General features: G+C 71.9%; 10 protein-coding genes. 1 reads left to right on the forward strand and 9 read right to left on the reverse strand.

Translation table 11 applies throughout. The annotated features are described in order from the left end of the window. Window positions 1-11: 11 nt before the first annotated feature. From JOD66_RS11050 to JOD66_RS11085, 8 genes are all read right to left on the reverse strand, one after another. Entirely contained in the window at window positions 12-1,568 is a 1,557-nt protein-coding gene (locus JOD66_RS11050) for an alpha/beta hydrolase (protein ID WP_204836898.1), read from the reverse strand. Window positions 1,569-1,594: 26 nt separating this feature from the next. Further along, on the reverse strand, window positions 1,595-2,746 hold the full coding sequence (locus JOD66_RS11055) for a DNA polymerase III subunit delta' (RefSeq protein ID WP_204836899.1): 1,152 nt from the start codon (window positions 2,744-2,746) through the stop codon (window positions 1,595-1,597). Beyond that, window positions 2,743-3,417 (reverse strand): dTMP kinase, encoded by a 675-nt coding sequence (gene tmk, locus JOD66_RS11060; RefSeq protein ID WP_307823434.1) that lies wholly within the window; start codon window positions 3,415-3,417, stop codon window positions 2,743-2,745. The genes JOD66_RS11055 and tmk overlap by 4 nt, the downstream gene beginning before the upstream one ends. A gap of 199 nt (window positions 3,418-3,616) precedes the next feature. Continuing rightward, complete coding sequence (gene topA / locus JOD66_RS11065; RefSeq protein WP_204836900.1) at window positions 3,617-6,325, reverse strand: type I DNA topoisomerase; 2,709 nt, start codon at window positions 6,323-6,325, stop codon at window positions 3,617-3,619. 259 nt (window positions 6,326-6,584) lie between these two features. After that, entirely contained in the window at window positions 6,585-7,664 is a 1,080-nt protein-coding gene (locus tag JOD66_RS11070; protein WP_204836901.1) for a DUF2510 domain-containing protein, read from the reverse strand. A 9-nt stretch (window positions 7,665-7,673) separates the two neighbouring features. Next, the gene (locus JOD66_RS11075; RefSeq protein ID WP_204836902.1) at window positions 7,674-9,170 is read right to left on the reverse strand and encodes a DUF7059 domain-containing protein; all 1,497 of its coding nucleotides are present in this window, start codon (window positions 9,168-9,170) and stop codon (window positions 7,674-7,676) included. A 23-nt stretch (window positions 9,171-9,193) separates the two neighbouring features. Continuing rightward, window positions 9,194-10,234 (reverse strand): NHL repeat-containing protein, encoded by a 1,041-nt coding sequence (locus JOD66_RS11080; protein WP_204836903.1) that lies wholly within the window; start codon window positions 10,232-10,234, stop codon window positions 9,194-9,196. 222 nt (window positions 10,235-10,456) lie between these two features. Then, window positions 10,457-10,906, reverse strand: a complete 450-nt coding sequence (locus JOD66_RS11085) for a DUF6069 family protein (protein ID WP_204836904.1) — start codon at window positions 10,904-10,906, stop codon at window positions 10,457-10,459. 198 nt (window positions 10,907-11,104) lie between these two features. Here JOD66_RS11085 and JOD66_RS11090 point away from each other — a divergent pair, with 198 nt between their 5' ends. After that, window positions 11,105-11,470 (forward strand): YciI family protein, encoded by a 366-nt coding sequence (locus JOD66_RS11090; RefSeq protein ID WP_204836905.1) that lies wholly within the window; start codon window positions 11,105-11,107, stop codon window positions 11,468-11,470. 17 nt (window positions 11,471-11,487) lie between these two features. Here JOD66_RS11090 and JOD66_RS29465 read toward each other — a convergent pair whose 3' ends face one another. Then, window positions 11,488-12,864 (reverse strand): Ig-like domain-containing protein, encoded by a 1,377-nt coding sequence (locus JOD66_RS29465; RefSeq protein ID WP_204836906.1) that lies wholly within the window; start codon window positions 12,862-12,864, stop codon window positions 11,488-11,490. Window positions 12,865-12,933 lie beyond the last annotated feature (69 nt).

Genomic DNA, 12,933 nt, shown 5'->3' on the forward strand with positions numbered 1-12,933 from the left:
CTCACTGGTGGTCAGCAGGTGAGCCCGTCCTGGGGCACGGTCCCGTCGATGAGGTAGGCGTGGACGGCGTCGTCGACGCAGCTGTTGGCCTTGTTGTAGGCGGTGTGCCCGTCGCCGTCGCGACTGACCAGGACCGCCGAGTCGAGCTGCTCGGCCATCGCCACCGCCTCGGCGTACGGCGTCGCGGGGTCACGGGTGGTGCCGAGCACCACGATCGGCGCGGCGCCGGAGCCGTCGATCTTCAGGTCGGGCTCGTCGGTGGAGGTGAACGGGATGCCGTTGCAGGCGGTGAGGCCCCAGGCGAAGACGTCGCCGAAGGTGGGCGATGCCTTCTCGAAGTCGGGGAACTGCGCGGGGACCTCGTCGGGCGTGATCGACCACGGGTCGTCGAGGCAGTTGATGACCGAGATCGCCTCGAGACTGTTGTCGGTGTAGGCGCCGTTGACCCGTGAGCCGTAGAAGTCGGAGAGCTGCAGCAGGGTCGAGCCGTCGCCGTCGAGCGCCTCCTTGAGCCCGTCGTCGAGGTAGGGCCAGTTGTCCTTGCTGTACAGCGGCAGGATCAGGCCGTAGAACGCCAGCCCCACGGTCAGCTCGCGGCCCTCGGTGTCGCTGGTCTTCAACGGCGTCGCGTCGATCTCGGCGAGCAGGTCCTTGATCGTCTTCAGACCGGCGTCGACGCTGTCGCCCAGGAAGCAGTCGCCGTCGTCGACGCAGCTCTGGAGGTAGGACCGCAGCGCCGTCTCGAAGCCCTTGGCCTGGCTCAGCGCCCCGTCACGCGGCGAGAGGGACGGGTCGACCGCGCCGTCGAGGACCATCCGGCCGACCTTGTCGGGGAACAGCTCGGCGTACGTCGCCCCGAGGCGGGTGCCGTAGGAGAAGCCGAAGTAGTCGAGCTGGTCCTCCTCCAGCGCGGCGCGCAGCACGTCCATGTCGCGGGCGGCCTCGACGGTGCTGACGTGGCCACCGACCGCGCCGGAGCGGGCCTGGCAGCCGGACCAGAACTCCTGGGAGTTCTCCTTCGCGGTCTCGACCTCCTCGGGCGTGTCGGGGTCGGGGTCGGCGGCGACGTAGGCGTCGAGGGCGTCGTCGCTGAGGCAGTCGACCGGCGCGGAGTCACCCGTGCCGCGCGGGTCGAAGCCCACGATGTCGTACGACGACCGGAGCGCGTCGGCGAAGTAGAAGTCGGCGTCCTTGGCGGTGTCCGTGCCGGGGGCACCGGGACCACCCGGGTTGACGACGAGGGAGCCGATCCGGTCGCCGGTGGCCCGCCGACGCTCGACGGCGAGCTTGATCGAGCCCGCGCCCGGGTTCTGGTAGTCGATCGGCACGTCGAGGGTGCCGCACTCGTCGTCGTCGCAGCGGGTCCAGGTGATCTTCTGGGCGTAGAAGTCCTCGAGGCTGCGCCCGTCGGGGCCCTCGGGAGTCGCCGGGTCGGAGGCCCGCGGGGTGGCCGGGTCCCGATCGTCGGAGTCGTCGCCCCCGAGCAGCACGATGCCGATGCCGACGGCTCCGGCCAGCACCAGGGCCCACACGGTGACGACCGCGACGATCAGGGTCCGCTTGCTCACACTCAGCTCCTCGGGATCGGCTCAGGTCACCGCTGCGGCGCCTGCAATGCCACCATCATCGACTCCAGGGCCAAGGCCACCGGCACGTTGAACTCCAGCATCTGCTCGCGCGCGGCGAAGATCCACCCGATCCGGCGCAGGTTGAGCTCGGGCGTGGAGCTGGCCACGATCGCCTCGACCTGGTCGCGGATCTCCTCGTTGACCAGCGCGCCGGGAGCGCCGCTGGCGAGCGCGATCGCGTCGCGGTAGACCGACATCAGGTCGGTCAGCCCACGGTCGACGACGTCGAGGTGCCGGCGCTTGGCGCGGGTGCGCTGGCCCTTCTCGAGAGCGGCGAGCGCGGGAGCGTACTCCCGGGGTCGCCGGCCGCGCTCGACCACACCGTAGGCCGCGTCGAGGTCGGTCTTCTCCCGGGCGTCGAGCTCGGCGGTGATCGCGTCGGCCTCGTCCTTCGCGCTCGACGCGAGCCGGGTGGCGGCGTCCATGCAGCGCCCCAGGCTGGTGAGCCGGGCCGGCATCGAGACCACCTCCTGGCGGCGGGTGCGCACCGCCTCGTCGAACGCGAGGGCCCGGGCCCGGCCGATGTGGCCCTGACTCGCCCGGGCGGCGTAGAACGCCAGCGGCTCGCCGACGCCGCGCGCGACCAGGAAGCCGGCGACCTCCTCGGCCGTCGGCGTCGAGAGGGTCACCAGGCGACAGCGGGACCGGATCGTCGGCAGCACGTCCTCGACGGTCGGCGCGCAGAGCATCCACAGGGTGCGGCCGTTGGGCTCCTCGATCGCCTTGAGCAGCGCGTTGCAGGCCTGCTCGGTGAGCCGGTCGGCGTCCTCGACGATCAGGATCTGCCACCGGTCGCCCATCGGGCTGAGCGAGGCCCGCCGGACCAGGTCGCGCACCTCGTCGACGCCGATGGAGAGCTTCTCGGTGCGGACCACGGACACGTCGGCGTGAGAGCCGGCGAGGACCGTGCGGCAGTCGTGGCAGCCGTCGGGGCAGTCGGGCCCGACCCCGCCCTGGGCACACTGCAGCGCGGCCGCGAAGGCGATCGCCGCATTGGACCGCCCCGAGCCCGGCGGGCCGGTGAACAGCCAGGCGTGGGTCATCCCCTGGCCGGCGACCGCCAGCTCGAGCGCGGTGATGACATGGCGCTGCCCGACGAGGGTGTCCCAGACGGTCATGACCCGCTCCTCGTGGCTCGCATCAGCAGCGGCTCGACCCGGGCGGCGATCCGGTCGGCGATCTCCTGGATCGGGGCCCGGGCGTCGATCACGGCGTAGTGGTCGGGATTGCGGGAGGCGAGGTCGAGGAAGGACTGCCGCACCCGCTGGTGGAACTCCAGGCCCTCCCCCTCGATCCGGTCGCGCTCCTCGAACCGCCCCAGGCCCGCCTCCGGCTCCAGGTCGAGGACGACGGTCAGGTGGGGCCGCAGGTCGCCGGTCGCCCAGCGGGAGACGTCCTCGAGCTCGTCGCGGTCCAGCGCCCGGCCGGCGCCCTGGTAGGCGAGGGTGGAGTCGACGTAGCGGTCGGTGATGACCACCTCGCCGCGGGCCAGCGCCGGGCGCACCAGGGTCTCGACGTGCTCGGACTTGTCGGCGAGGTAGAGCAGGAACTCGGTCTTGTGGGCCAGCTCGCCGGTCTCGGGGCTGAGCACGATCCGCCGCATCTCCCGCCCGACCGGGGTGTCGCCCGGCTCGTGGGTGAGCCGCACGGCGTAGCCCGCCGCGGCCAGCCGGTCGCGCAGCAGCCGGGACTGGGTGGACTTGCCGCCGCCCTCGCCGCCCTCGAAGCAGACGAAGACCCCGGTCTCGGCGTACGCGCCGGGCCAGCGGGGGTGGGAGGGGATGGTCACGAGGTGAACCTACGAGACGGGTACGACACAAGCCACCGGAGGGTGGGACGACGTACCGTGCCGGCGGGCTCGCTCCGAGTGGAGTGACGCCGGTTTCGGCGGGACTTGACGCGCAGTTCTGTCACTTGTCGGGCGTTGCAACGGCCGACAAGTGACAGAATCGCCGGTCGACCGGCGATTCCTGCACCCCCGCGCGGCCTCAGGACTTCTTGGCCGACTTCTTCGCAGCGGTCTTCTTGGCGGTCGTCTTCTTCGCGGCCGTCTTCTTGGCCGGCGTCTTCTTCGCGGCGGTCTTCTTCGCCCCCCGCTTGGCCGCCTTCTTCGCCGGTCCCTTCGCCCGCCGCTCGGCGAGCAGCTCGGCCGCCCGCTCCAGCGTGATCGCCTCGACCGAGTCGTCCTTGCGCAGCGTGGCGTTGTACTCGCCGTCGGTGACGTACTCGCCGAACCGCCCGGCCTTCACGACCACCGGCTGCCCCGAGACCGGGTCGTTGCCGAGCTCCTTGAGCGGCGGGGCGGCGGCGGCGCGGCCGCGCTGCTTGGGCTGGCTGTAGATCTTGAGCGCCTCGTCGAGGGTGATCCCGAAGATCTGGTCCTCGCTGGTCAGCGAGCGGGAGTCGGTGCCCTTCTTCAGGTACGGGCCGTAGCGGCCGTTCTGGGCGGTGATCTCCTCGCCGTCCTCGCCGACGCCGACCACGCGCGGCAGCGCGAGCAGCTTGACGGCGTCGTCGAGGGTTACCGTGTCGAGGGACATCGACTTGAACAGCGAGCCGGTGCGCGGCTTCGCCGACTTCGGCGCGTCCTCGGGGAGCACCTCGGTGACGTAGGGGCCGAACCGGCCGTTCTTGGCCACGACCTGCAGGCCGGTCTCGGGATGGACGCCGAGGTCGATCTCCTCGCCGGCGGGGTTGGCGAGCAGCTCGACGGCCTTGGCGACGGTCAGCTCGTCGGGCGGCAGGTCGTCGGGGACGTTGGCGCGCTTGGCGAACGGAGCGCCGTCGTCGCCGGGGCCCTCGAGGTAGGGGCCGTACTTGCCGACGCGCAGGTGGATCCCGTCGTCCTCGCTGCCGACCGGGAAGGTCGCGAGCTCCTTGGCGTCGATGTCGCCGAGGTCGTCGACGAGCCGCTTCAGGCCGGCGAGCTGGTCGGAGCCGTAGTAGAACTCGGTCAGCTCCGCGACCCGGCTCTTGTCGCCGCGGGCGATGTCGTCGAGGACGTCCTCCATGCCGGCGGTGAACTGGTAGTCGATCAGCCGAGTGAAGTGCTCGGTCAGCAGCCGCACCACCGAGAACGCGATCCACGCCGGCACCAGGGCGGTGCCCTTCTTGTAGACGTACCCGCGGTTCAGGATGGTCCCGATGATCGAGGCGTACGTCGAGGGCCGGCCGATCTGGCGGTCCTCGAGCTCCTTGATCAGCGTGGCCTCGGTGTAGCGCGCCGGCGGCTTGGTCTCGTGCCCGTTGGCGGACAGCGACGCGGCGGAGACCGCGTCCCCCTCCTGCAGGTTGGGCAGGCGGGTCTCCTGGTCGTCCTTGGCGGCGTTGTCGTCGGTGCCTTCGACGTAGGCCTTGAGGAAGCCGTGGAAGGTGATCACGCGCCCGGACGCGGAGAACACCACGTCCTCGCCGCTGCTGGCCGCGCCGCCGAGCCGGATGGTCACCGACTGGCCGACGGCGTCCTTCATCTGCGAGGCGACGGTGCGCATCCAGATCAGCTCGTAGAGCCGGAACTGGTCGCCGGTGAGGCCGGTCTGCGCCGGGGTGCGGAAGGAGTCACCGGCGGGCCGGATCGCCTCGTGCGCCTCCTGGGCGTTCTTGACCTTGCTGGCGTAGGTGCGGGGGGCGTCGGGCAGGTACTCGGCGCCGTACAGCTCCTGCACCTGCGAGCGCGCCGCGCCGATGGCGCTGCCCGACAGCGTGGTGCTGTCGGTACGCATGTAGGTGATGAAGCCGTTCTCGTAGAGCCGCTGCGCCACGCTCATCGTCACCGAGGCGCTCATCCCGAGCTTGCGGCTGGCCTCCTGCTGGAGCGTGGTGGTGCGGAAGGGCGGGTACGGCGAGCGGCGGTAGGGCTTGGCCTCGACCGAGCGGACGTCGTACGTCGTGTCGGCGAGCGCCGCGACGAGCGCCTCGGCGCGCCGCTGGTCGAGGTGGACGACGTCGGCCTTGGCCTTGAGCTGTCCGTCCTGCCCGAAGTTGGAGCCGGACGCGACGCGGGTGCCGTCGACGCTGTGGATCTTGGCGGGGAACATCCGCTGGTCGTGCTTGCTGCCGGCGTCGAAGGTGCCCTCGAGGTCCCAGTAGGAGGCGACCTTGAAGGCCATCCGCTCCTTCTCGCGGTCGACCACGAGCCGGGTCGCGACCGACTGCACGCGGCCCGCGGACAGCCCGGACATGACCTTGCGCCACAGCACCGGCGAGACCTCGTAGCCGTAGAGGCGGTCGAGGAGCCGGCGGGTCTCCTGGGCCTCGACGAGGTCCATGTCGAGCTCGCGCGGGTTGGCGGCGGCCTCCTGGATGGCGGCCTTGGTGATCTCGTGGAAGACCATCCGCTTGACCGGGATGTTCTTCGGCTTCAGCTCGTCGAGCAGGTGCCAGGCGATCGCCTCGCCCTCGCGGTCCTCATCGGTGGCGAGGAACAGCTCGTCGGCGTCCTTGAGCAGACTCTTGAGCTTGGAGATGTGGGACTTCTTGTCGCGGGGCACGACGTAGTAGGGCTCGAACCCGTTCTCCACGTCGATCGCCAGCCGACCCCACGGCTTGTCCTTGATCTTCGCCGGGGTGTCGGCCGCGTTGTTGGGGAGGTCACGGATGTGGCCGATCGACGACTCGACGACGTAGCCGTCGCCGAGGTAGCCGCCGATGGTGCGGGCCTTGGCCGGCGACTCGACGATGACCAACTTGTGGGACACGGGGACCTTCTCTACTACTCGTGCGCTGCCTGATTCGGCGGTTCACGGTAGCGCGTGGTGTCGAGCGGCGTCGCGAGCGGCGTCCAGAGTGGTCGTCCGCAAGGCGGAGGAGGGAGGCGGGACGGAGTCCCGACGACCGACGACAACGCCACGGCCGGCCGCTCTGGGCGCCGCGCAGCAGGCGGTCGACACCACGCGCTGCCGGGAGGTAGCGCGTGGTGTCCAGTACCCATTCGCCTGGAGTCCAGAGTGGGCGGTGTCAGCCCACCTCGAGCTGGCCGAACACCGCCTCGTTGGCGCTGATCAGGTCGTCGTGGCCGAGTGTGGCCATGCCGATGTAGATGCCGTACGTCGCCGGGTCGCCGGTGTCGACCACGACCACGTCGGTCAGGTCACCCTCGGCCTGGACCTCGGGGGTGTCGACCCGCACCTCCGCGGTGATCCGGTACGCCGGCTTGCCGTCGACGGTGATCTTCTCGTTGACCTTGTCGGTGCGGCCGGTGAAGCCGCTGTAGACGTCCTCGTCGCTCGTCAGGCACTGCATCACGACCTCGGCCGCGGTCGCGATGTCGTCGAAGCCGTTGGCGCGCGGCAGCCCGCCGACGCCGGTCAGGCTGATCCAGCTCTCCTCGACCTGGGTGTACTGGAGCACGAACGCGTTCGCGAACGCGAACGACACCTGGTCCCCCGTCGCCAGCTGGTACGCCGGGTCGCGCGGGATGGTCAGCCCGCCGCCGCTCAGCTCGGTGGCGGCCGGGTCCGGCTCGGCAGCAGGGGCCGGGGAGCCACCGGTGCACTGGATGCCGGTGGGCTTGACCGTGCTGGAGGAGCCGTCGGTCGGCTCGGGGTCGCCGGACTTGTCGGTCGGGTCGGCCTTGTCGGTCTGCGAGCTGTCGTCGTCGGCCTTGCGGTCGCCGTCGTCGTCGCCGGTGAGGGCGCGGACGCCGAAGAAGCCGCCGACGCCGAGCAGCACCAGCGCGACCACCGCGGCGATCACGATGACGACCGTCTTGTTGCCGCCGCCGCCGCCACCCGGGGCGGGGGTGGGGCTCCACTGCTGGGGCTGGCCGCCGCCGTAGCCACCGCCGTAGCCACCCCCGTAGTCACCGCCGTAGCCCGCGGGCGGGGCGGGCGCGGCAGGCGGCGGGGTCGGGGCGGGCGGGGTCGGGACCGCGCCGTACTGCGTCGGGGCGGCAGGCGGCGGGCTCGCCGGCGGCTCGGCCGGGCGGGCGCCGGACGAGGGCTGGGAGGTGGTCATCTGGCTCCACGCCTGACCGTCCCAGTAGCGGTAGGTGTCGGGCGCCCCTGCGGGGTCGGGGTACCAGCCTGCGTTCGTCACGGGACCAGCCTACGAGTCCGCCGGGCTCAGGAAGCCCTCGGCGACCAGCTCGGCCAGCTCGGGCAGGTAGACCTCGCGCAGGCTGGCCGGGTCCCGCTCCAGCAGGTGACCCACCGCGTCGACGAGCTGACCGAGCGGCAGCTCGCCGTCGCAGGCGCCCGCCACGGCGGCGACCACGGTGTCGACCTGGCGGGCGCGCCGGAAGCCGCGCTGCTGGCGCAGCACGATCGCCGCCGGGTCCTCGGCGCCGACCGGACCGCTGGTCTCCTGGATCACGTCCTCGCGGATCACCAGCCGGGTGTCGGCGTCCAGCGCGCCCGCGGCCCGCGCGGAGTCCGCCCAGGCCCCGATGGCCGGCGCGATCGGCTGCTCGACGTCGTAGGGCCACTCCAGGAGGTCCCGGGTCAGCGTGCCTGGAGCCGCGCCCGCCCGGCGGCGCAGGTTGACCCAGCCGAACCCGATGCCGCCGACCCCCTGCTCCTCGAGCCAGGACAGCCAGGTGTCGTAGCGGTGGGCGTACGACGCCGGGTCGCCACCCGTCGCCGGGTGGTGGCCGGCATCCTTGAGCCAGAGCTCGACGTACGACGCCGGGTCGAGCACCTCGCGCTGCACCACCAGCGCGTCGCACTCGTCGGGCAGCCAGGTCGCCAGCCGCTCGTCCCAGGGCCGGTCGCGGTCGATCACCCAGTTGGCGAGCACCTGGCACCAGCCGCCGTCGGTGAGGTGGTCGGGCGCGGTGCGCACGATGTGCTCGACGACCTGGTCGCCGGGCAGCCCCGAGTCGCGGTAGACCAGCCGCTCGCCGGTCGCCGGCGAGATCACGAACGGCGGATTGGTCGCGATCAGGTCGAACCGCTCGCCGGCCACCGGCGCGAAGAACGAGCCGTCGCGGACGTCGATCTTGTCGTCCACGTCGTTGAGCGCCGCGTTGAACCGCGCCATCGCCAGCGCTCGCTGGTTGACGTCGGTCGCCACCACCCGGTCGCTGTGGGTGGCCAGGTGGAGGGCCTGGACGCCGCAGCCGGTGCCGAGGTCAAGCGCGGTGCCGACGTCGTGGCGGAGGGTCAGCTGGGCCAGGCTGGACGACGCCGGGCTGATCCCGAGCACGTAGTCGCCGGTGACCCGCGTCGCGATCCCGTCGAGCCCGGGCGTCAGGTCGCTGACGACCCACAGGTCGCCCTCCTCGCTGGCGTAGGGCCGCACGTCCAGCCGCGCGGCCACCTCACCGACGCTCTGCGCCAGCGCCCCCGCGTTGGCCAGCCTGTCGACCAGGCCCGGCAGCGCGCGCTCGGCCTCGTCGACCGACACCGAGGTCTGGAGCAGGAACAGCCGCACCAGCGTGGCCAGCGGACTCCCGTCCGTCGTACGCCGGCGGCCGGGCGTGGTCTCGTTGCGCGAGAGCGCCTGGTGGGCCTCCGGGCCGAGCAGCTCGCTGACCGCGTCGTAGGTGAAGTCGGCGGCGAGCAGGGCGTCGCGCAGCGGGGCGGCGAGGGAGAGCGGCAGCACGGGACAACGCTAGTCGGCGGGGCTCAGCGGCGGATCTTGACCTTCGTCGCACCTCCCGTCACGGTCGCGAGCGCCTTGGTGACCGGCTTCTTGCGGATCACCTTCAGGCCCTTCGTGGTGAGCGTGACCTTGACCTTCGCCCGGCCGCCCGCCGGGACGAGATAGGCCGTGGACTTGGCGATCGGCTTGCCCTTGACGGCCAGGCTCAGGACGCCCGAGCACGGGGTGGCGCTGAGGCAGGTGACCGTGAGCCGCACCTTCTTCTTGACGACCCGCACGCCCTTCTTGGGCGCCTTCACCGTCGCCGTACCGGCCGGGGCGCCGGCCCCGGCGGGGACGAACCGGGCCAGGCCGCTCAGCCGGGTGGTGTAGACGGTTCCGGCCGCGTCGATCGACATGCCCTGGTAGTCCCACAGCAGACTCAGACCGTGGTTGGTGCGCGAGACGAGGCCGCCGGACGGCGTGAACTCGGTGAGCGCGTACTTGTCGAACACCACGACGTTGCCCTGCGGCGTGAGGTCGACGGCGTACGGCACATCGAGCTGCCCGGGGTTCTGGCCGGGCTGTCCGAATCCACCGAGGTAGGCGCCGGCCAGGTTGAACCGCTGGACCCGGTGATTCCAGTAGTCGGCGACATAGACGCTGCCGTCGGCGGCGACGACCACGTCGTCGGGCCGGTCCAGCTGGCCCGGGCCCGCTCCCGAGGAGCCGATGTTGCGCAGCCAGGCGCCGGAGGCGGAGAACACCTCGACCCGATCGGTGCTGGCGTTGGTGACCAGCACCTCCCCCGTCGGGGCGATCGCGACGCCGAGCGCGACGGCCTCGTCGGAGAGGGTGTAGCTGCGTCCGGTGGGGTTGCCGGCGGCGGTGTACGCGACCACCGAGGGGCTGCCGGTGTCGGCGTCGGTGAGGTAGAGCGTCCCGTCCGGTCCGACCTCGACGGACTGCACGTGGCTCAGACCGCTCGGCGTGAAGGAGCCCAGCAGGCCGCCCGACGCGGAGAAGTGGTTGACCGTCGAGTGGCCGTCGACCGACCACAGCGTGCCGTCGGGGGCGACCGCCACGTCGTCGTCGGCGACGGCGTCCCAGGAGGCGGCCAGGACGTAACCGGCGCTGCCGGCGAGGGCCGGGGGCGCGGTCGCGACCGAGCCGAGCCGAGCACCAGCGTCAGCACCGCTCCCAGCATCCCGAGAGACATGAACCGCTTGCCCACCGAACCCCACCTCACCTCGACCGACTGTCGCCAGGGCCCTCGTCCCCGACGAGAGCCGCGGCAAACCTCCGGCTCACTCAGCCTTCGCGGAACGTCGATCGAGACGCCCCGCCAGCACCGGGATCACGATCGCCGCGGCGGTCAGATGCAGCGCCATCAGGCACAGCGCCGAGGCGAGGTCGAACCCGAAGGTCGCGTCCGGCACGAGCGAGAGCACGGTGAGCGCGACCGTCACCCGCACGAAGGTCGACCGCGGGCGGCGCGCCCGGCGGGCGAGGACGGCCGCCAGGCCGACGCCGATCAGCGAGAACACCAGCGTCAGCTGGGTGAACCCGAGGATCGGGATCGACGCACCGCTCTGGTCGGCGAAGGAGACACCGGCCGCCGACGCGAGCGCGGCCAGGACGCTGGTGGTGGCGGCCGCGCCCACGGCCGCGGCGACGCCGTGCTTCCAGACGGTACGCCGGGCGGTGACGGTGTCGTCGACGGTGGCGGTGGCGGGGTGCTGAAGGGTGGTGGACATCGCTGCTCCTCGTGGTGTGGCGGCGGGCCGGGAGGCCTGCCTCTGCCCACACGACGAGCGCGGTCGCGCCGATACGACAGTCGGCGCCGAGAAAGACCCGCGGAGATTCCGGGCTGGCGGCTGTCGGATCGGTGTGGTGGCGTTCGTGGTGAGGGCACAGGCAGGTCATCGGGACCGGCCGGAACGAGGAGTGACGAGATGACGACGTACCTGATGTCGGTGCACGGCCCCATCGAGCAGACCGACGAGTTCCACGGCTATGGATCCGCGGAGGAGATGGAGCAGTCCTTCGCCGAGACGGGCGCCTTCAACGACCGGCTCAAGGCCGACGGCTACTGGGTCTTCGCCGGCGGCCTCGCCCCCGCGACCACCGCCACCGTGGTCGACGGGCAGGGCGAGGCGCCGGTGATGACCGACGGGCCGTACCTGGAGACCAAGGAGGCGATCGCCGGCTTCTGGGTGATCGAGGTGCCCGACCTCGACGTGGCGCTGCGGCTGGCCGCGGAGGCGTCGCGGGCGTGTCGGGGCACGGTCGAGGTCCGCCCGTTCGACGGGCTCGCCTGACCCTGCCCCGATCCCGCCTAGCGGACGGTGACCTTCACCTTGCCGCCGGCGGGAAGGACCGCCGCGTCGCCGGCGTAGCTCACGACCAGCTTGTGCTTGCCGGCCTTGAGCTTCTTCAGGCGCACGACGACCGTCCCGCCGGCGAGGGTGCCGGTGCCGACGACCTTGCCCTTCTCGGTGACGGTCACGGTGCCGGTCGCGCCGCGCGCCGAGGTCACGCTCACCTTCAGCTTGCCCCGCTTGCCGGCGCGCAGCTTGCCCTTCGGCTTCGCCTTCACCGTCGCGCTGGCCTTGATCGCCGTGATCGCGCCGCCGAGCGAGCTGCTGCCCGACAGTCCACCCGGCGCGCCACCCCCCGTGCTGCCGAGCGGCCCGGTGCCCGCCGACGCGCCGCTGCCGGAGGCCCCGACGGTGAACGACTGCCAGGCGCCGTACGTCGGGCTGCCGCCGGTCGGCGTGAAGAAGCCGCGCCAGTAGTAGGTCGCGCCCGGGGCGAGGGCTGGGAACTCCGGCTCGTCCCAGTCTGTCCACAAGTAGGTCGCCGCGTGAGAGCCGCACGCCGCCGAGCCGCAGGCGATCCCCTTGGTCCAGCCGGTCACCTGGTCCTGGCTGAGCTGCACGCCCATGGTGCCGGAGGTGTTGTTGGTGATCGCCTGGAAGGAGGAGTAGAAGCCGTACCGCGTGGGCGTGCTGTTGTCGCCGCCGACCGCCGAGGTCACCGTCGACGGGGTGTCGTAGAGCACCTGGTGCGGCGAGCCCGGCTGCCCGGTGCCACCGGGCCCGAAGACGTAGATCGGCGCCTGCAGGTTGAGCGTGGCGTCGTTGTTGCCGTCGATCGTCTTGACCGCGATCTGCAGGGTCGCGCCCGACAGCGGCTGGGTCGCCTTCACCGGGAACTGGAACTCCCAGTGGTGCCCCTGGGCCACTCCCCACAGCCCGGAGTCCTGGTTGTTGTAGTAGCTGCCGCCCGACAGGTTCCCCCAACCGGGGCAGTTGCCCTGCGGCGCCGCGCCCCCACTGCCGTCGTACCCACACCGGATCTGCTGCGAGGTGTCGAAGGTGACGCCCGACGGCAGCGAGATCGTCGGGTAGAAGTAGGTGCCGCCCGAGCACGGGTTGCCCATCCCGTAGAAGGCGTAGTGGATCCAGAAGGTCTGTCCCACCGCCGGCACCCCGCTGTCCGGATCGGCCCAGTAGCCCGCATAGGCGCCGGCCCCGGCCTCGACGTACGGCGTCCCTTGGATCAGGCCGAAGCAGTTCACCACCTGCGTGTACTTGATCCCGCCGTCGTACCACCCTCCTGGCTCGTCGGCCGAGGCGGGCGCGGGTCGGAGCAGGCCGGTCCCGAGAAGGAGAGCGACGAGGACGGCGAGGAGGCGCAGGGTTCTGGTCACCCTGCCATTGCCTCAGCCCGCCGACCCCGGCGCGTCAGGGTCCGACCCCAATGTTGGGGCCGGACCCGG

Source organism: Nocardioides nitrophenolicus (assembly GCF_016907515.1).
GTDB lineage: Bacteria > Actinomycetota > Actinomycetes > Propionibacteriales > Nocardioidaceae > Nocardioides > Nocardioides nitrophenolicus.